We start from the raw sequence: 18,428 nt of genomic DNA, 5'->3' as shown, positions 1-18,428 counted from the left end.
AACCTAATAACTTAATAACCTAATAACAAATAAATGGATCGTCGCAAATTTATAACACTTTCGTCACTGGCTACCGCACATGTGGCATCTGCGAAAACAGGTGTTACTAAATGGCTGCCCGGATTTACCAACGTGCCTGATATAAGTACATTGAAAAAGATGTTTTCGTTTCCCGGCCAGGCATTTCAACCTGGTTGTTACTGGTGGTGGTTCAATGGTCTTATGGATGAAGAAGGCATTACCCGCGACCTGGAGGAATTTAAAGCCAAAGGCATGGGAGAGGTGCTGATGATCAATTCGGCGGGTGGCCTCGGCGGCGCTACAGTGCCACAGGGCGCCTTGTTCTTATCGCCTGAATGGCGCGAGCTGTACCGGTTTGCCTTGCAGGAAGCCAGTCGTTTGGGAATACGATTTGGGGTAAACATGAGTTCAGGCTGGTGTATGGGTGGGCCCTGGGTGCCGCCACAACATGCATGCCGCTGGTTCCTGCAATCAAAACTAACGGTAACCGGGCCGCATACCTTCTCCGGTAAATTACCACTACCCGGTAACCGCGACGGGTACGATAACCTGGTAAACGCGCCCGGCTGGAAAGAATACATCGATTTGCCCCTGGAGCAGGTTGATTATCGCGATACGGCCATTATAGCCATTCCCACCACAGCCAACAACAATCCATTACGAACAGATAAACGGTCAACACTCTTTATTGCCAAAACCAACCGCAAGGATGCCAGCAACTTTATAAAAGCGAATGATGTGATGGGGCCGGTGTCTACACCCTGGGAAACCATGCCCGGCGATCAGCCCATCCCGGTTGATAAAGTGATTGATCTTACCGGCCGGCTAACCGCCGATGGACAACTTAATTGGGAGGTGCCCGCCGGTGAGTGGACCATCATTCGTACCGGTCATAGGATGACCGGTTCCAAAGTAATGATCGCACAACCCGAAGCCAGCGGGCTGTCGGTTGACTGGTTAAGCCATACCGGTGTTGATCTGCAATTTGAAAATTTAGGAAAGGTCTTGTTGCAGGAAGCAGGCGAATATGCCGGAAAAACCCTGCAATATTTCTGTGATGATAGTTTTGAAGACGGTTTTCCCAATTGGACAGAAAACCTCATTCCGCAATTCAAAAAATACCGTGGATACGATCCTGCGCCCTACCTGCCAGTATTGAATGGGTTCATCATCGGCAGCGTAGAGATCAGCGATCGCTTTTTGAACGACTATCGCAAAACGGTAGCCGATTGCCTGGCTGATGAACACTATAAATATTTTGCCGATCTGTGCCACCGGAACGGACTACAGGTGCAGAATGAAGCAGCAGGTCCCAGCCGCTCCGGCACCATGTGTATGGATGCATTAAAGAACCTGGGCCGAAGCGATATGCCACAGGGCGAGTTCTGGCTGGGTGGCAAACATGATGAGGAAGGCGGCCTCGATGAAAAACTGGGCTATGGCGTAGTGCGGTTAGAACAGGGCCAGAACAAAGTAACCAAAATGGTAGCGGCTGCGGCGCACATCTATGGAAAGAAAACAGCCTCGGCCGAATCGTTCACTTCTTTCCGGCACTGGTACGATTATCCCGGTAATATGAAACAGGCGGCCGACCGCGCTTTTTGTGAAGGCATCAATCGTTTCCTGTTCCATACTTCCACCGCCACGCGGCCAAAAGATGGCAAACCGGGTTTTGAATATGGTGCGGGCACGCACTTTAATCCCAACGTAACCTGGTGGAATCAGGCGGGGCCCTTCCTTGATTACATCAGTCGGTGCCAGTACCTGTTGCAACAGGGTCTGTTTGTTGCCGATATCTTATATTATAACGGCGACATTACTCCGAATATCGTGCTGCCCAAACACGTTGATCCCGCTGCAGGAAAAGGCTACGATTACGATGTTTGCAATGAAGAAGTGCTGCTGACCCGGGTAAGCGTCAAAAACGGCAAGCTGGTTCTGCCCGATGGCATGAGTTATCATATTTTAGTATTGCGGGACAATACCAATATGCCCGTGCCCGTACTTCAAAAAATAAAAGAACTGGTGTTGGCCGGTGCTGTAGTGGTTGGCCCCAAACCGGAAAAAGACAGTGGCCTGAAAGATTATCCGCATTGTGATGCACGGGTACAGGAACTGGCTGCAGCTATTTGGGGTAAATGTGATGGCAACACCATAAAACAACAGGCAACCGGCAAGGGAAAGATCTACTGGAATGTTCCCCTCCGGGAAGTACTGAAAGAAAAAAGGGTAGGGCCTGATTTTATCTGCGACAACGACAATGCCTTTATAGATTTTATCCATCGTAACATAGGCGATACCGACATCTATTTTATAGCGAATCGAAATAAACAGGAGGCGAAGGGGAATGGCCGGTTCCGTATCAAAGGTCGCCAGCCGGAGATCTGGGATGCAACAACCGGTAAGTCAATACCGGTTAACGCCTATACACAGGCAGATGGTTATACCAGTATTCCTTTGGAATTTGCGCCTTTTCAATCGTGGTTCATCGTTTTCAAAAAAGGCGTTGTACAAAAAACGGTTGTTAAAAGTACAAGCTCCAATTTTCTTTCCTATACACCCGTGCAGGAACTGACCGGCGCATGGACGGTGCATTTTGATCCCGCCTGGGGCGCACCAGCCAGCATCGGGTTTCCTGCGCTGGAAGACTGGACCAAACGACCCGAACCAGCCATAAAATATTATTCCGGCAAAGCTGCCTATGTAAAACATTTCGATGCGGGCAGCATACAGCCCGGTATTTCGTATTTTCTGGAAACCGGTGTGGTACACAATATTGCCGAAATAAAACTGAATGGTAAGGCGCTGGGCGTTCTGTGGACGGCGCCCTGGCGCATTGACGTTACCGGTTTGTTACAACCAACCGGTAATGTATTGGAGATAGTGGTAGTGAATTGCTGGCCCAACCGGTTGATCGGTGATGCCGCTTTGCCCGCTGAAAAAAGACTCACCCGCACCAATATAGCTTTTAAGCCCGATGCACCTTTAATGCCCTCGGGCTTATTGGGTCCGGTAGTTATTACAAAAGGTCAATAACGGATGGGCAGTGTGATCTGATTAAACAATTTTTGTAAGGTTAAACTATAGTCGGCAAAGTTCATGGGTTTGGTAATACAGGCCGACCCATAATGTCTGCAGAATTCTATATCATCCCGGTTGGCGGAGGTGGTGAAAATGGCTACGGGAATTTCCTGCCATTTTTCAACGCTTCGTATATGCTGTAAGGTTTGCCTGCCGTCCATTTTAGGCATGTTCATATCTATCATGATCAGGGAAGGATAGGGTTTTTTATCAAGCTCAAGCTGATTCAGGATATCGATACCCGCCTCACTGCTTTGTGCTTTAAAAAGGGTGATATCAGGAAATAAAGTATTAACAGATTCTTCAAATATCAACAGATCATCCTGGTCGTCGTCTATATATAGTATCGTCGTTTGTACGCGCTTCATACTTTTCTGATAATAGATTTGTGGTTTGGATAAAAGATGACCGCTCAGGTTTAACCCGAGTTGGTCAATTCCTTTTTTTCATTGAAATAAATAGGCTCGTGCTGAATACATCAGCTGCTACAAATGTGGCAGGGTGAATACGGAAAGAGTTTGTATGCGTACTGTCAGCGCATTAACCAATACCTGAAACATTCAGTACCGGTATTATTTAGTTGAAGATAATATGGTTACATAGCAATCATGAGGCCAAACTTTCCCGATGGCAGTTTTAGCAGGTTTAACGTAGTGAAAATCAGTATTATTTAGCCCTTAAATTAAAATAGTTTTGAAGCTTTTGTTACCGGAAAACAATCTATGATATTAGGTGTTATGGTATTAAAGTTAAATGGCTGCAGGCGCCTGGTAATAAATGTATGCACGCCTTGTTTGATGGAGATCAATTCATCTGCCGGTATATTTTTAAATACCTGGGTTGACAAATTGCCAGGCCATTGTATGGCAACTTCATCAATGATGGGGGCTGCGCCCGTGCCTATGTGTTGCATCAGTGGATTAGCGCCAAAACTGCCGCCTGAATTAACATCACGGTATACCACCCGTTTATTTCCGTTTTCAGAAAAAGTGATCTTCAGTCGCGTACCAATCGCTGCCCGGTTGCACTCATTACCTTGTAACGATAACAATAACCAGTGGTTGTTGTTTTGCCCGGGATTTATGTATAAAGCATTCTCATACGCATCCCCAACATAAGCGCCGCCCATCTCGATATAAATGTCCTGGTCGCCATCATTGTCCAGGTCAATAAAGGAAACGCCGTGGCCTTTTTGCAGATTGCCTACACGGGCTGGCAGCGTAACATCGGCAAAGCGTTTACCCTGTATGTTTTTAAACAGCTTGTTGGGTACCAAAGAAGCGTACTGCGGATTGCCGGTTCCCATATAGAAATCAAGCCAGCCATCATTATCGATGTCGCCAAAGTTTCCACCCATGGAAAAAGCAATGTGGTTCAAACCTGTTTTTTCCGTTACGTCTTCAAACGTACCATCATGTTTGTTATGAAACAGGAATATATGTCCGGAATGGCTTTTAGAATAATGCAATGCTTCTTCGGCTGCATACCAGGCCAGTGACCGGTTGAATTCATACCCGCTAACCAGGATATCTAGCCAGCCATCATTGTCATAATCCCAAAACCAGGTAGTAAAGGTAGCGGTAACATTATTGCTCAACCCGGCTGCTGCAGTAACATCTTTGAAATGAATGCCGCCATTTGCAAGACCTTCATTTTTCAGCAGGATCTTTTTCCCGTTTAATGTAGACAGAAACAGGTCCGGAAAACCGTCGTTGTCATAATCACCCGAGGTTACGCCTTTTACAAAAGCGATCACTGAGCAACCGGCCTTTACGGCCATCTCAGTAAAGGTACCATTCTTGTTGTTGAGGTAAAATTCACAGGGATTACTTTCTCCGCCGAAACTTGTTTCATTGCCGATGAACACATCGAGCCAGCCATCGTTGTTAAAATCGGCCCAGGTAGCCGTTTGGGTGGGGTAGAAGGATAACAAACCCGCTGCTACGGTGACATCGGTAAAGGTTCCATCCCCGTTATTCTTTAATAGGGAATTAGGTTCTTTCCCATATTTACCTTTCCAGGCGCCCCGCAACACAAAAATATCTTTCAGTCCGTCGTTGTTATAATCGGTTTGCACCATATTCAATCCGCCGGTAAGTTCTTTTAAACCCGAGGCGGCAGTGGCATCAGTAAAAGTGCCATTCCGGTTATTGATGTAACAGTGCATGCCTTCCTGTAATCCCCAGCTGCTGGTAACAATATCGACATAGCCATCGTTATTAAAATCATCGATCACGCTGCCGCCGGCCATGTTCTTTATATTCAATCCAAGTCTTGGGCTAATGTCCTGAAATGGTTTAACGGTAATGCTGCTATCGGTGGCGGGTAAGTTCAGTAGCAGGGCTGGCGGTACTTCCTTTGGGTAACCGCCCGCAGCCATGTACGCTATATTAAGTAACCACCTTGATTCCAGGTCGCTGCCATCGTATCGCAGCAGGCTGGTGTACAATTCGATAGCTTTTTCGGCCCCTTGTTTATTTACATGGATACCTTTGTTGGCAATGGGATAGATACAGGATTCGCCGTTATGATTGTAAATACAATTCTTTCTTTCACCCAGTCGCAAATAAGCAATGGCCACGCTTTTCATAACCAGTTGTCTTTTGTCCATCAGAAAAGAAGGCAGTCCCTTTAACAGGTCTTCAAAGAGGGGGATTGCTTTTTCTTCCTGTCCCAGTTCCAGCAAAGTGTTCCCCAAACCAAAGCTGGCGGCCGCTGAATCAGGATAGGTGCTGGCCACCTGCAGCAAAGAATCATAGAACACCTTTTTTCTTTCTGATGCAAACGCATTGCCGGGTACATTTTCACTTTCGGCAACAGTTTGTAACAGGTTGATCATGTCTTTATTGGGCGAATGTTGCGTAGAACAAGAGAAGGCCAGCCATAAAAATATGGCCAGCCATGCTCGAGGAAAGGCAATGGTCATGGGATGTATATATTGAGGCCTGTGATCAATGGTCCATCGATCAGTAAGCCGTGTAGATAAATGGGCAGGGGAGTTGCCTCCCAGCCAGGTTTACTAAGAATAAGCGTTAGCAGGTTAGCCCTGTGGTGGGTGGAATGGTGCGTTTATATAGGGTAGTACTACCGGTGGGGCGGGTTGTTGCGCCTTTTCACCGGTTGCATTCAGCAGAAGGGCTACTGTAAACAGCTGTACCGGTTGCTGGTACTCAAAACCGGCCGGATTTTTTTTAAACGCGCCAGTATCCTTTGCCTGGGTGGGTACATCATTCACGTTGGCAGCATACGCAAGACGGGCTGAATGTAACTGGGTTTTGTTTTTATTCGCTAAACACAACAGGTACAGGGTATCGTTGTGTACCTTTCTTTTTACATAATTATAAAAAACACCATTCACCTCCACCTCGCCATCTATCCGTTCATAAGCGCTCCAACTGGTAAGATAAGGTGCGTGCAAGACAATCTTTACTTCAATAAGCCCGCTATCGTTATATTGGCTATTGTCGAGTTGTTGGGTTAGTTGTTTGTCTGACTGTTGCATGAAATACTCAAACAACAGCGTATAGCCTGCCAGGTTAAACAGATGTACTGCAAGCAACAATATGGCCAGGCACTGTTTCAGCGGTAAAAGAATATTCAATGAATTTAACCAAAATAGCGCAAATGGTCACGCATATTTTAAATTGTTATTTCTAAAATGCGGTTACACATTTATGACATGCAGAGCTTATTGTGGATGTAAAAACTGTGCTTAATAAAAAATTAAAATCTGTGTGTGGTTTTTTCTAAGTAAATTCATAGCCCCCACAAAAAACCAACCATCATGCTTCAATCAAAAACTATTCTGTTTGTAACGGGCTGTTTTGTTAGTTACAAATGCTGGGACAACTGGGTAACTTTTTTTGAAAGTAAAGGATACACGGCGCTGGCGCCGGCCTGGCCTTTAAAAGAAGGAGCGCCCGATGTATTGCGCAGCCAGCATCCCAATTCACCTATCGCCACCCTGCGCATGAATACCGTATTAAATAATTACATCGACATCGCCAAACAGTTGCCCGAAAAGCCAATTATCATCGGTCATTCCTTTGGTGGATTGATGACGCAGATCCTGGTCAATCGCGATTATGGCGCTGCCGGCGTGGCCATTCACCCGGTTCCGCCCCAGGGCGTTATACCACTGGAGTTGTCGTTTTACAAAGCAGGCACAGGTTCGCTGGGTTTATTCACTTCTACCAAAAAAGATTACCTGATGTCGTTCAAAACCTGGCAATACGCTTTTACTAACGGTATGCCGGAGGCGACCCAACGGGCAGAATATGATAAGTATGTGGTACCCGAATCGAAACTGCTGGCCCGGGATGGCCTTTCCAGCGCCGCCAAAGTTGATTTCAACAAACCCCATGCGCCCCTGCTTATTGTGTCCAGTCCTGCCGATAACATCATTCCCGCTTCCCTTAACAAACGCAACTTCAAACGCTATAAACAAAATAACGGATCGGTAACGGAATACCTGGAAGTGCCAAGCCGTAACCACCATGTTTTAGGACTGCCTAACTGGAAAGAGGATGCGCAACAGGTGCTGGACTGGATCCAGAAGCAATAATGTGTTCCTTTGTGCCTTAGTACATTATTGTATTGAGGCACATTTTTGGGTTGCAAATCTTATCTTGCAGCACCAAAAATCAATTATCATGAATCGCTGTTTGCTCGTTTTTGCAAGCCTGATGTGCCTGGTGTTGTTTTCGTGTCATAAAAGTGGCCTCTCCGATAACGATAATACCAACCCGAACGATACCATCCCGGCTGACCGCACCTGGTTCAAATTGAAAACCATAGTAAGTTCCAGGGTATCAGCAACTAATAGTTATTATGCGAAGGATAGCATGGAGATCTCCATTGATTCTGTTAATAGAAAGGTGATATGTAAGGATTATAACAGTAGTACATACACCAGGGATACCGCTACAACTACGTTTACCTACAACAGCAATTACCAGCTGGCGTTATATGAAAATGTTACTTCCTATAGAGGTTTTGACATCAGCCGGATGGAATTTGTGCGCGATGCCAGCGGTCAGGTGGCCAAAGTGATCTCCGGTTATAAAAATGGCCTGGTGGCCACCAGCGAAGGTTCCGTAAAATACGACAAGCGCGGGGACACCACCTTCATCACTTATCTTGATTCGGTAAAGAAAAATCCCGGTTATTATGACGGGCAGGATTATTTCCAGGTGGCCCTGGTAGGTGGAAAGCCGGTATTTAAAAAATATTTTCCCATTCCCAATGCCGAACCTGATAGTATCATTGACAAATATGAATACGATGCATCGGGAAACCTGGCCACCACCACAGAAATCCTTAACCAGCGCGTCCCTGAAATTTATACCTATCAACGTAGCGGTGAAACCCCTAAGGAATTACAAAAGTTTATGGCGCAATGGATAGGTGACCTTTTCTGGTATAGCCGTGCCAAGCAATTTTTTCCTTTTATTACGATCGGGACTGAGAGCTATGAGGGCTATATCCTTGGAAATGTCGTGCAAACCATTAAAAAAGACAATGTTGTCCTAATCACTTATACAAACACCTTTGATGCTAGTGGAAACCTCACTTCCATTTCATATCAGGGGATATGGGAACCTCATATTGGCATATACACCACTGCCCAACGATATTATTACCGGCCATAAGTTGCGGTTTTCTGCAATTTGGACCAACGCCTGACGGAAAGCCTGTTTTTCGTCAGGCGTTCGTCATTAAGCATCTATGACGTAACTTGCGGAGTGAAATTAGTGAGGATTCCCCTATGACAAAGGAAAAGCAAGTACAACAGGCTCTGGCAGCACAGTTCCCGGCAGACAGATTAAAAACCCGTCCCATCGACCTGCATGCCTATTCATCAGATGCCAGCTTTTATACGCTGGTACCACAGGCCATTGTATACCCCGTGAATATTGAAGAAGTGCAGTTGCTTTTTAAACTGGCCAAACAACACCAAACCTCGCTTACTTTTCGTACCGGCGGTACCAGTTTATCGGGCCAGTCGGTTACTGAGGGCATTTTGGTCGATCTGTCGCGCAACTGGCCATTGATAAAGGCCGAGCAGCAGGGGAGCGCAGTACGCGTGCAACCGGGTATTACGGGCAGCCGCGTAAACTTTTTCCTGAAACAATATAAAAAGAAAATAGGGCCAGATCCCGCATCCATCAATGCCGCCATGATGGGGGGGATTTTGTCGAACAACTCCAGCGGTATGTGTTGCGGTGTGGTGAATAATAGCTACCATACGCTGAAGCATGTGAAATTTGTGCTGCCCAATGGGGAAGTATTTGATACCGAAAACAAGGACGACTATAAAAGATTTGAAACTACCCAGCCGCAGCTGGCAGCCGGCATTGTACAACTGGCGCAACGCGTAAAGAATAGCCCGGCCCTGTCTGCAAAGATCAGGGACAAGTATAAGATCAAGAATACGGTCGGGTACAGCATCAATGCCTTTCTCGATTACGAACATCCCCTGGATATACTGGCGCATTTGCTGATTGGGGCAGAAGGTACCCTGGCCTTTATTGCGGAAGCAGTGTTGAACACCATTCCCGATAAACCCTATAAAAGTACCGGACTGTTGTTCTTTGCTTCAACAGCAATAGCCTGTAATGCCGTTCCCGCCCTGCGCGACAGCGATGCCGAAGCGCTGGAGTTTATGGACCGGGCCGCTATTCAGTCTATTGAAGACCTGGCGGGTGCACCGGCATTTCTGAAAACCCTGCCGGCAAACAGCGCAGGTATTTTGTGTGAATACCAGTCAGACACGGCAGCCGGTTTACAGGAAAAAATAGCCCGGGCGGCACAGTACCTCGATTCGCTGCCCATCACTTATAAAACTGAATTTACTACCGACGAATATTTACAGGCCAGTTACTGGAAGCTGCGCAAGGGCATGTATCCTTCCGTAGCGGCGGTGCGGCAAAAAGGCACTTCGGCAATGCTGGAAGATATTGCCGTTCCCATCGAAAACCTGGGCAATTGTGTGGAAGACCTGCAGCAGCTGTTTATTAAATACAAATATTTCGACGCCATTATCTTCGGCCACGCCAAGGAAGGCAATCTGCACTTCCTGGTATCGCAGTCGATAGATACCCCGGAAGAGGTTGCCGTTTTTGGCGCCTTTAATGATGAATTGGCGGAATTGGTCATAAAAAGGTACAACGGTGCGTTAAAGGCGGAGCATGGTACAGGCAGGCAAATAGCGCCTTATGTTGAAACAGAGTGGGGCACAGAGGGCTATACCATTATGAAGGAGTTGAAAGCCCTGATCGATCCTGATAATATCCTGAACCCGGGTGTGATCATTAACCCGGATAATACCTGTCATTTAAAGAACCTGAAGCCGCTGCCCGTGGTGGAAGAAGAGGTTGACAAATGTGTGGAGTGCGGGTATTGCGAACATAAATGCCCCAGCCGTCATTTTACCCTAACACCCCGGCAGCGCATTGTATTGCGTAGATCCTTATCACGTTTAAAAAAGGCAGGTGATACCCATACCTATAATAGCATATTGAAAGATTACGCGTATGATGGGTTGGATACCTGTGCCGTAGATGGCATGTGTGCCACCGAATGCCCGGTTGCCATCAATACCGGTGAGCTGGTTAAACGGTTACGGAAAGAAAATCATTCCAAAACCGGTAATGCCATTGCCATGCAGGTGGCCAAAAACTTCGGACTGGTGGAACGGCTTATAAAAACCGGTTTACGCAGTGGCGGTTTGGTAAACAGTGTGTTCGGCAAAAAAGCCATGTTCAAATTAACCAGTGGCATGCGCAAAATAGCGCCGGCGTTTCCCTTGTGGCCGCAACAATTAACTGCGCCTGTAACGGTTAAATCACAAATGCCCCAACAGGCTGATGTAGTGTATTTTGTTTCCTGTATCAGCCGCACCATGGGCCGCGATATGGAGAAACAGGAATCTATTGTGGATGTTTGCCGCCGGCTGGCTGAAAAGGCTAACGTGCGCCTGCTGATCCCCGATAACCTTACCGGCACCTGCTGTGCGCAGCCATTTGCTTCCAAAGGATTTACACCGGCCTACCGCTTCATTGTAAATAAGACGATCGATACATTATGGGACTGGAGCAAAAGCGGAAGCCTGCCCATTGTGCTCGATATTACTTCCTGTACACATTCCTTACAAACCTGCCGGCCGTATTTGTCGCCTGAGAACCAACAGCGGTTCGACCAGTTACAAATTATCGACAGCCTGCAATTTGCTACAGATATACTCTTACCCCGGTTAACTATCACAAAGAAAAAAGACAAGGCTGTATTTCATCCTGTATGTTCATTGCACAAAATGAACCTGAACAAAAACCTTTTACAGCTAGCCGAAAAAACTGTTGAAGTGCCTGTTATTCCCAATACTGCCGGTTGTTGTGGTATGGCTGGTGATCGCGGATTTTATTATCCGGGGTTAACAGCAGCTGCTACACGTGCCGAAGTGGAAGAAGTGAATAATGCACAAGTCAATGATTGTTACTCAACAGCTAAAACCTGCGAGATGGCATTAGCTGAATCATCAGGCAGAAACTACAGATCTGTATTGTATTTGCTCGATGAAGTAACACAATGATGAAGGTCAGCATATCTTAAAGGGCTACAACGTATTCGCATTTTTTTTCAAAAAAACCTGATGGAACAGGATGAAAAAATAATAGAATTATGCAACTTTGCACATCCTCACCGTGTCTTACCTGGAAACAATAATCCAAACAGTATATTATTTGCACTGTTATTAGCCTGATGAATTCATAAAAAAAATTATGATGTCGATTGGATGATGTGTAAAATACGTTATCTTTAGTTACATAGTCCAGCCGATTCATATTCGATAGCAGTAACCCGATCCTTTGCAGGTTAAATAAATAAATAACTCAACTATCAACACTGTATTAGTTTTCGTTACAGTGAGGCCATAGGGAAAAGATTGTCTCTCCGTTCTTTTTTTGAAACATTACTCCGTAACGCAGTTCTTACAAACCTTATCCAAACCCGTTCAAGAATAGCTCATATTGTTCCTTAGAAGACCGAGACCGACCAGGTCAATGACCGTGCTTGCCATAGCATAGGTAAACAGCTTTTGCTCATTTTTTAAAACCCGACCAAAACATGAAGAAGATTCTTGTTATTGAAAACAATGCCGGGACCAGAGAGAATATTGCAGAGATCCTCGAGCTGGCTAATTACAAGGTGTATACTGCAGAGGATGGAAAAACAGGAATAGAGATTGCGTTGCTTCAAAAGCCCGACCTCATTTTATGCGAAGTACTAATGCCGCAATTAGACGGTTATGGTGTCCTTCACCTCATTCACAAAAATCCCACCATTCGAAACACGCCCTTCATTTTTATGTCAGACACTGCCGACCGCGCTGAAATGCGCAAGGGCATGGAATTAGGTGCAGATGATTACATTATTAAACCCATTGAGAAGACCGAGCTTTTACAGGCAATAGAATGCCGTTTAAAGCGTGCTGAATGGCTTAAACAGGAGTTTGTGCCAAGGGAAGCTGCTATTAATGGTAACGGTCATCATCTGCACGATATTCCCAAAAACGGCAATGAACGGGATATTCTCTGTTTACTGAGCGATAACCGCGATGTATGCAAATACAAAAGAAAACAGATCATTTACGTGGAAGGGAATCGTCCGGCGCGGCTTTATTATATAAAGAAAGGAAAAGTAAAAACATACAAAACCAATGAAGAAGGGAAGGAGTTGATCGTAGGGATCTATGGCGAAGGCGACTTCCTGGGTTATGTGGCCCTGTTGGAAGGAACGGTTTATAAAGAACGGGCCGAAACCATGGAGAATACCGAGCTGGCCATTATTCCCAAAGATGAGTTCGATGCATTAATGAACACCCGCAAAGAAGTGGTGGTTCGTTTTATGACCATGATGGCAAGGAACATTACCGAAAAGGAACAGCTGTTACTGGGGCTGGCTTATAACTCCCTGCGCAAAAAAGTAGCCGATGCATTGATCACCGTAAACAAAAAATACAAAACCTCCATTAATATAAGCCGGGAAAACCTGGCAGCCATAGCTGGCACGGCAACCGCCTCCATGATCAGAACACTCAGTGAATTTAAAAGCGAGAAGCTGATCGAGATTCACGATGGCGCCATTACCATTTTAAACGAGAAAGAACTGGAGAATTTATTGAACTGAAACCGTGGCACGGCTTGCCTGCCCAAACTTATTAAATAAATTAAAAAGTAAACGCCTTTCTTCGGTTACGCCGAAGGGAGGCGTTTGTATTTATAACGATCATCTATAATTATAAAAAAAAGAAAGCCCCGATAGAAATCGGGGCTTTAGTCTCTGATTTTTTTAAATATCCTATGAAAAACCCGTAATGCGAATGTATAACAGGTTCGTATAACTTTTAATGATGACGGTCACGAATTTTTATGATTGTTGCCAGTTATATTAAGAATACTAATGCGTTCTTTTTAATTCGTACATGCACCGGCGTGTTTTCCTTTAAGGTAAGCTGTTCGTCATCTACATGCATATGGCGGCCTTTCCATTTTATATGTACGTCTTCCGCTTTAATGGTGATGAATTTAAATACAACTTCAGCATCGTTAAGTTTGCTGTCGATGTATGCAGCGAATTTTGCCTGATCTTTTCCCGGTATCAATACTACTTCAAATGTACCATCACCGGGGTGCCCATACGGTGATAAAAAAAGATTGGGTCCTATAAAGCGGGTATTCATCACCTCTGCCATCAGGTATTCGCCTGAATGGTCTTCTCCATCGATGATCAGTTCACAATAATGCGGTTTGTAGGTATGGGTGATGTCATGCATCAGTTGCAGGGCAGCTTTCATTTTCTGTTCTTTATCCGGTATATCGTTTTTGCCCTGCTTTTTCATTTCCATCATCAGATAGGGGAACAGCCCATACCCAAAACTTTCGATAAAGAAATCGGGTTGTTGTTCTATATCGAAAATTTCACCCACGTCGATGGCGGTTGTTTGAGGCATGCCCCACGAACGGATGATGTCGATAAGCTCTCCTTTTATATTTAACGATTCTGCAATGTTATTGGCAGTTCCGCAAGGCAGAATGGCTACCGGCAGCCGTTTCACCGGATGCGTTTTCCTCAGCAGTACTGCTGCCACTTCTTTCACGGTGCCGTCTCCCCCGGCAATAACAATGAAATCGGTTTCATTGGGTATGTTTCGCCAGTTCCCGTTATCTGTAGAACTATATCTACACACGTAACCTGCAGCTTCTATCAGCTTTACCAGTACTTCTTTCGAATGCGCCTCATCGCCGGCGCCGGGATTGTGTATGAGGTTAATGGTTTTCATTGTAAATAGATCTATTTACAAAATTGTACCACGCGGTTGGCACAATTATAATATTGACTATTGGATATCCAATGTTCAATATTTATTATGACTATACTGATAACCAATGATGACGGAATTTATAGTCCGGGTATTGCGGCGCTGGCCCGTATAGCGTCCCGTTTTGGAAAAGTAACGGTAATAGCACCCGATGTGGAGCAAAGTTCCATGGGGCATGCGGTTACCCACTCCCGGCCATTGTCGTTAAAAAAATCACCTATTGTTTTTGAAGGGGATGGCATCGAGGCCTGGCGGGTAAATGGTACGCCGGCCGATTGTGTGGCCCTGGGCAGTCATTTATATGCTAAAACCGATGTGGTGTTATCGGGCATTAATATGGGACCAAACCTCGGTAATTCCATGTGGCATTCGGGTACACTGGCTGCAGCCAAACAGGCCGTTCTGTTAGGAATAAGGGGCATTGCCTTAAGTACGCCGGTAGGTAAAACAGAGCCCGACTTCGAAGCCCTGGCGCCATTTGTAGAAAGAACGCTCGCCTTACTGTTTGAAAATAAAGACCTGGGTCTATATAATGTAAATTTTCCGCCACAGCCCAAAGACCTCAAATGGACGCGGCAGTCTGTTCGGTTATACGATGGAAAGATTGTTCCCGGTGTAGACCCCATGGGCCGTAAACACTACTGGTTTACCGTTACGCCCCTGGAACCGGCTGAAGAAGGGACCGACCGCTGGGCCGTTGAAAACGATTACGTTTCTATTACGCCGCTTAGGTTGGATTTGACCGATGAACAGATGCTGAGGAAGGTTAAGGAAATTTTGCCGGTGTGAAGAATTGGCAGAGGGCAGAGGGCAGAGAAAAAATACATTACGGGAATATCTTTAAAGAGAAAACCGCTTAACACAATGCTGCGTTAAGCGGTTTTCTCTTTGCCCTCTGCCTTCTGCCCTTCACCTACTGTAACAGCGTTAACAGCACCGTTAACAACACCGCAACAACGTTAACAGGACAGCAGCAAATAGTTGATAGTCAAATGATCTTAAAGAACAAAAAACGTCATTACCAATTTATTACCGAAACATTACCGAATTGTTAAGTGAAGCGGGTATGCGTTCCCTGTTCTAAGTTTGCATACCAGAACTAATGCGCATGAAATGCTTCCGGGTTAATTATTTTGGTTGGGTGATGACTGTGTTTGCAATATTGTTATTGCAATTTCCTCCTGTACAGGCGCAGGAAAATGACCGCACTGAATTATTACATACCCAGCGGTTGAGCAAACAATTTCCTGACTCCGCCTTTTTATTATTGAAAGAAATGTACAGCAAGGCCATTGCCGGTAAAGACCGGCAAACCATGGGCATTTGTCTGCAACAGATGGGACAGGTATGTTATTCCCTGGGAAATTATCCGAAAGCGCTCGATTTTCACGTGCAGGCCGATAAGATCTTCCGCGAAACAAATAATGATGAACAGCTGGCCCGTAACCTGAACGATATGGGACTGGTTTATTACCAGAACCGGCAGCTGCCGGTTGCCCGCAAACAATACGATGAAGCCTTATCTATTTATTATAAATTAAGGGACCAGGAAGGGCTGGCCGATACCTATGGAAAGATCGGTCACCTGTACGAAAAGAAAAAGCAGGTGGACAGCGCGTTTTATTTTCAACGCCTGGCTTTACAGCAATGCAGGGATGTGGCACAACCATCGGTAGTGGCCAAGATCTATGAAAACATCGGCAGCATTTATGAAGACCTGGAAAAATATGATTCCGCCTGGTATTATTTCGATCACTCCCTGAAGCTATATGATCAGGCGAACGACCAGGTAGCTGGTATCGAAGTTATCAATAACCTGGGTGATATCTATCGCAAAACAGGCCGCTACCACGATGCGATCAATAAAAGTAATGAAGCCCTGGCCCGTGCCAACGGCACCAATGACCTGTATCAGAAACAGGCGGCTTACCGCGACCTGGGTAAAGCCTGGAATTTGCTGGGGCAACAAGACAGTGCTTATTTTTATATCGATCTTTCCCGCAGGGCTACCATCGATCTGTATTCAATAGAAAATAACCGGCAGACCGCTTTCTTAAGCGTGTTGTTCGACATAGATAAAAAGAACGTTGAGATCGTTCAGCTGGAAAATGCCCGCAACATTACCCTGATCGTTACCACAGCCGTGGTGATTGTAGTGGTGTTGCTGGTGATATTGGGTTGGGTAACCTTCAGCCGCCAGCGGTTAAAGATCAGGAACGAACAAATGGTAAGCGAACGCAACCGGCATATTTATGAAACCCAGAATGACCTGATGCAGGTTGAACTGGCCAATCGACAGCTGCAGGAAGACAGGCTGATGGAAGAACTGGAAGTAAAGAAAAAGGGATTGACCTCCTATACCCTGCACATCATTCAAAAGAATCAGTCGCTCGATGACCTGCGTAATAAACTGGAGTTGCTGGTAAAAGACGACAAACGCGACCAGAAGAAACAACTGCAGCAACTGATCCAGCACATCAACCAGAGTTTTAATCACGACCAGTACTGGAACGAATTCCGCGAAACCTTTGAACAACTGCACCAGCCGTTTTTCGACAACCTGAAAAGACACAGTGAAGAGCTTACCAGCAATGACCTGCGCATGCTCTCGCTTATTAAATTGAATATGGCCAGTAAAGACATGGCCACCCTGTTAGGCATTTCGCAGGATAGCTTACGTGTAAGCCGTTACCGCCTTAAAAAGAAATTGAACCTGGGGCAGGAGGAGAGTTTAACGGGGTTTGTACAGGGGTTGTAATCTGCCACAGCTCGAATGGCCACCAACATTTTGACGTAATTGTTGTTACTGATCCGGAATTATTTCAGAACTGAATTAAACTGCATTATTATGGAATATAGAAAATTAGGTGCATCGGGATTAAATGTACCGGTATTTAGTTTCGGAACAGCCACCTTTGGAGGAAAGGGCGATTTTTTTAAGGCCTGGGGAACAACCCAGCTGGATGAAGCAAAGAAGTTAGTAAACCTGTGTATGGATGCCGGGGTAAATTTCTTTGATACAGCAGATGTTTATTCAGCCGGACTGGCAGAAGAGATCCTCGGTAAGGCACTGCAGGGAATTCGCAAGGAAGTGCTGATCTCTACCAAGGCTACCTTCGTAATGGGCGACGGCGCCAACGATTATGGATCGTCCCGTTTTCATTTACTGCGATCTGTAGAAGACAGCCTGCGCCGGTTAAATACCGATTATATTGATATTTATCACCTGCACGGTATGGATGGCAACACCCCTGTAGAAGAAACGTTGAAAACACTGGATACGCTTATCAACAGCGGAAAGATCCGTTACATTGCCTGTTCCAATTTCTCCGGTTGGCATTTGATGAAGTCCCTGTCCGTTTCAGAAAGATATGGCTGGAGTAAATACATCGCGCATCAGGCTTATTACTCCTTACTGGATCGTGAGTTTGAATGGGAACTGATGCCGTTAGGGGTAGACCAAAACATTGGTACCATTGTGTGGAGCCCGCTGGCCTCAGGTAAATTAAGCGGCAAATTCAGAAGAAGCAATACAACGCAACCCGATAACCGCGGAAGCAAGGGCGGGCACCATGGACCGGAAACAGACCTGGAACGCCTGTATAAAATTGTGGATGCCTTAGACCAGGTAGCTGAAGAAACAAATAAATCAGTGGCTCAGGTTGCACTTAACTGGGTACTGCAAAGGCCAACGGTTTCTAATATTATCATTGGCGCCAGAAATGAAGAACAACTTAAGGACAACCTGCTGGCAGTTGGCTGGAACCTGACTGTTGATCAAATTAAAAAACTGGATGAGGCGAGTGAACAATACCCGATTTATCCTTATTGGCATCAACGTCAAAATACACAGTTGAACCCTTTACCGAAGTTTTATTAGTAACGTTTATGGCGGCTGCCGATGTAAATATTTTTTACATCGGCAGCCGCCATTCTTATTCCTTCT

At 45.7% G+C, this 18,428-nt stretch carries 12 protein-coding genes; 8 read left to right on the top strand and 4 right to left on the bottom strand.

Annotated features, from left to right (window positions below):
* Nucleotides 1-33 precede the first annotated feature (33 nt).
* Entirely contained in the window at nt 34-3,057 is a 3,024-nt protein-coding gene (locus tag BMX95_RS12545) for a glycosyl hydrolase (protein ID WP_081204866.1), read from the top strand.
* Here the strand turns inward: BMX95_RS12545 and BMX95_RS12540 are convergent.
* From BMX95_RS12540 to BMX95_RS12530, 3 genes are all read right to left on the bottom strand, one after another.
* Nucleotides 3,051-3,470: a response regulator gene (locus tag BMX95_RS12540; protein ID WP_081204867.1), complete on the bottom strand. Its 420-nt coding sequence runs from the start codon at nt 3,468-3,470 to the stop codon at nt 3,051-3,053. The genes BMX95_RS12545 and BMX95_RS12540 overlap by 7 nt on opposite strands.
* A 314-nt stretch (nt 3,471-3,784) precedes the next feature.
* Nucleotides 3,785-6,028 (bottom strand): CRTAC1 family protein, encoded by a 2,244-nt coding sequence (locus tag BMX95_RS12535; protein ID WP_081204868.1) that lies wholly within the window; start codon nt 6,026-6,028, stop codon nt 3,785-3,787.
* Nucleotides 6,029-6,142: 114 nt separating this feature from the next.
* Nucleotides 6,143-6,703, bottom strand: a complete 561-nt coding sequence (locus BMX95_RS12530) for a hypothetical protein (RefSeq protein ID WP_081204869.1) — start codon at nt 6,701-6,703, stop codon at nt 6,143-6,145.
* Between the two features lie 183 nt (nt 6,704-6,886).
* On the opposite strand from BMX95_RS12530, the gene BMX95_RS12525 reads away from it, so the two are divergent.
* The 4 genes from BMX95_RS12525 to BMX95_RS12510 all read left to right on the top strand — a co-directional run bounded on the left by BMX95_RS12525 (nt 6,887) and on the right by BMX95_RS12510 (nt 13,290).
* On the top strand, nt 6,887-7,666 hold the full coding sequence (locus BMX95_RS12525) for an alpha/beta hydrolase (protein ID WP_081204870.1): 780 nt from the start codon (nt 6,887-6,889) through the stop codon (nt 7,664-7,666).
* A gap of 88 nt (nt 7,667-7,754) precedes the next feature.
* Nucleotides 7,755-8,753, top strand: coding sequence for a hypothetical protein (locus BMX95_RS12520; protein WP_081204871.1), 999 nt, complete (start codon nt 7,755-7,757; stop codon nt 8,751-8,753).
* A 116-nt stretch (nt 8,754-8,869) separates the two neighbouring features.
* On the top strand, nt 8,870-11,692 hold the full coding sequence (locus BMX95_RS12515) for an FAD-binding and (Fe-S)-binding domain-containing protein (RefSeq protein ID WP_081204872.1): 2,823 nt from the start codon (nt 8,870-8,872) through the stop codon (nt 11,690-11,692).
* Nucleotides 11,693-12,228: 536 nt separating this feature from the next.
* Entirely contained in the window at nt 12,229-13,290 is a 1,062-nt protein-coding gene (locus BMX95_RS12510; protein ID WP_081204873.1) for a response regulator, read from the top strand.
* Between the two features lie 256 nt (nt 13,291-13,546).
* On the opposite strand, the gene BMX95_RS12505 is transcribed toward BMX95_RS12510, so the two are convergent.
* On the bottom strand, nt 13,547-14,443 hold the full coding sequence (locus tag BMX95_RS12505; RefSeq protein ID WP_081204874.1) for a diacylglycerol/lipid kinase family protein: 897 nt from the start codon (nt 14,441-14,443) through the stop codon (nt 13,547-13,549).
* An 87-nt stretch (nt 14,444-14,530) separates the two neighbouring features.
* On the opposite strand from BMX95_RS12505, the gene surE reads away from it, so the two are divergent.
* The 3 genes from surE (at nt 14,531) to BMX95_RS12490 (ending at nt 18,362) form a co-directional block, all read left to right on the top strand.
* Nucleotides 14,531-15,271: a 5'/3'-nucleotidase SurE gene (gene surE / locus BMX95_RS12500; RefSeq protein ID WP_081204875.1), complete on the top strand. Its 741-nt coding sequence runs from the start codon at nt 14,531-14,533 to the stop codon at nt 15,269-15,271.
* Between the two features lie 319 nt (nt 15,272-15,590).
* Nucleotides 15,591-17,240 (top strand): tetratricopeptide repeat protein, encoded by a 1,650-nt coding sequence (locus tag BMX95_RS12495; protein WP_165759131.1) that lies wholly within the window; start codon nt 15,591-15,593, stop codon nt 17,238-17,240.
* A gap of 90 nt (nt 17,241-17,330) precedes the next feature.
* Entirely contained in the window at nt 17,331-18,362 is a 1,032-nt protein-coding gene (locus BMX95_RS12490; RefSeq protein ID WP_081204877.1) for an aldo/keto reductase, read from the top strand.
* Nucleotides 18,363-18,428 lie beyond the last annotated feature (66 nt).

Origin of the sequence: Niastella yeongjuensis (assembly GCF_900110245.1) — a bacterium.
GTDB classification, from domain to species: domain Bacteria; phylum Bacteroidota; class Bacteroidia; order Chitinophagales; family Chitinophagaceae; genus Niastella; species Niastella yeongjuensis.
Note: the sequence above shows the minus strand (reverse complement) of the source record. Positions and strands in the feature narration are given on the sequence as shown.

Bases quoted from the DNA above. Each gene is read 5' to 3' on its own strand.
- BMX95_RS12545 (WP_081204866.1), top strand. From the start codon at position 34: ATGGATCGTCGCAAATTTATAACACTTTCGTCACTGGCTACCGCACAT.
- BMX95_RS12540 (WP_081204867.1), bottom strand. From the start codon at position 3,470: ATGAAGCGCGTACAAACGACGATACTATATATAGACGACGACCAGGAT.
- BMX95_RS12535 (WP_081204868.1), bottom strand. From the start codon at position 6,028: ATGACCATTGCCTTTCCTCGAGCATGGCTGGCCATATTTTTATGGCTG.
- BMX95_RS12525 (WP_081204870.1), top strand. From the start codon at position 6,887: ATGCTTCAATCAAAAACTATTCTGTTTGTAACGGGCTGTTTTGTTAGT.
- BMX95_RS12520 (WP_081204871.1), top strand. From the start codon at position 7,755: ATGAATCGCTGTTTGCTCGTTTTTGCAAGCCTGATGTGCCTGGTGTTG.
- BMX95_RS12515 (WP_081204872.1), top strand. From the start codon at position 8,870: ATGACAAAGGAAAAGCAAGTACAACAGGCTCTGGCAGCACAGTTCCCG.
- BMX95_RS12510 (WP_081204873.1), top strand. From the start codon at position 12,229: ATGAAGAAGATTCTTGTTATTGAAAACAATGCCGGGACCAGAGAGAAT.
- BMX95_RS12505 (WP_081204874.1), bottom strand. From the start codon at position 14,443: ATGAAAACCATTAACCTCATACACAATCCCGGCGCCGGCGATGAGGCG.
- surE (WP_081204875.1), top strand. From the start codon at position 14,531: ATGACTATACTGATAACCAATGATGACGGAATTTATAGTCCGGGTATT.
- BMX95_RS12495 (WP_165759131.1), top strand. From the start codon at position 15,591: ATGAAATGCTTCCGGGTTAATTATTTTGGTTGGGTGATGACTGTGTTT.
- BMX95_RS12490 (WP_081204877.1), top strand. From the start codon at position 17,331: ATGGAATATAGAAAATTAGGTGCATCGGGATTAAATGTACCGGTATTT.